Genomic DNA, 1,046 nt, shown 5'->3' on the forward strand with positions numbered 1-1,046 from the left:
TGATGGGCGGGGACTTCGGGGCGACCCGGGACGTCTACACACGCGTCGGCGGCTTCGACATCTCTCTGGGCGGGGTCTACGAGGACAACGACTTCGGCGTCAGGGCGCACCGCCTGGGCATCGCGGTGGATGTAGCCCCCGCGGTGCGTATCGCCTTCCGTGGGAAATGGGACCTGCGCTTCCGCACCCGACTGGCCCGACGATCGGCCTACGCCCATGCTCTAGTTGCCGACCGTTATGGGCTGAACGCTCGCTCGCATTTCCCCAGCCCCTGGGGGGAGCTGGCGCGCGCAGCCGGTAGCGCCGCTCTCATGGCGGCCGGTCGCAAACCGCGTGACTGGCCCGGGGTGTGGATGCGCCTGAACACTGCAGCCGGCCACGCTTGGGGCAAGGCCGAGGTATACGTGCCGCGGAAGCGCCGGCCGGCCAGCGCCCTAGGAGTCGCCATGGCCATCACGAGGCAGGGGGAGGAGCGCGCATGAAAATCCCCGGAGGTGCCACCGCTCGCCGTCTCCTTCTTGTCGCGTCGCGTTCCGAAGTCCTCCCGAACCGCCTGCGTCCCGCCCTCCTCGCACGGCTCGGCCTGCAGGGCGCCCGGGATTCCTGGTTCTCCGCTGAGGTGAGGGTGCTGGACCCCTCGGCGCTGACCATGCAAGAGGGGTGCTATCTCAACCGTGAGGTCTTCATCGACAACGGCCCCGTTGCCCTCGGGCGGAACGTCTACATGGGTCCGCGGTCCATGATCATCACCGCGAAGCACTCGATCGGTGGTCCGGAGATGCGGGCCGGAAAAGGCGGGCCGGAGCCGGTGGTGGTCGGCGACGGCACGTGGATCGGGGCCGGCGCGATCATCCTTCCGGGACTGAATGTCGGGGCAGGGTGCATCATCGCGGCCGGCGCCGTCGTCACCAAAGACTGCGAGGCGAATGGCCTGTATGCCGGTGTGCCCGCCCGACGCGTTCGCGATGTGGACGGGGAGGCCGCCACGTGAACGAGTCGGCGGTTGCAGGTACACCGATCGTCAGTGTGATCGTCCCGGCGAAGGA

At 68.7% G+C, this 1,046-nt stretch carries 2 protein-coding genes; both read left to right on the forward strand.

Annotated features, from left to right (window positions below):
* Positions 1-482, forward strand: a 482-nt coding sequence (locus tag AB0N07_RS52095) for a hypothetical protein (protein ID WP_365848144.1), incomplete at its 5' end; no start/stop codon positions are given.
* A 143-nt stretch (positions 483-625) separates the two neighbouring features.
* Positions 626-991 carry a DapH/DapD/GlmU-related protein gene (locus tag AB0N07_RS52100; RefSeq protein WP_365848146.1) on the forward strand — a complete coding sequence of 122 codons (366 nt, stop codon included), beginning with the start codon at positions 626-628 and terminating at the stop codon, positions 989-991.
* Positions 992-1,046 lie beyond the last annotated feature (55 nt).

Origin of the sequence: Streptomyces sp. NPDC051172 (genome assembly GCF_040682555.1) — a bacterium.
Taxonomy (GTDB): domain Bacteria; phylum Actinomycetota; class Actinomycetes; order Streptomycetales; family Streptomycetaceae; genus Streptomyces.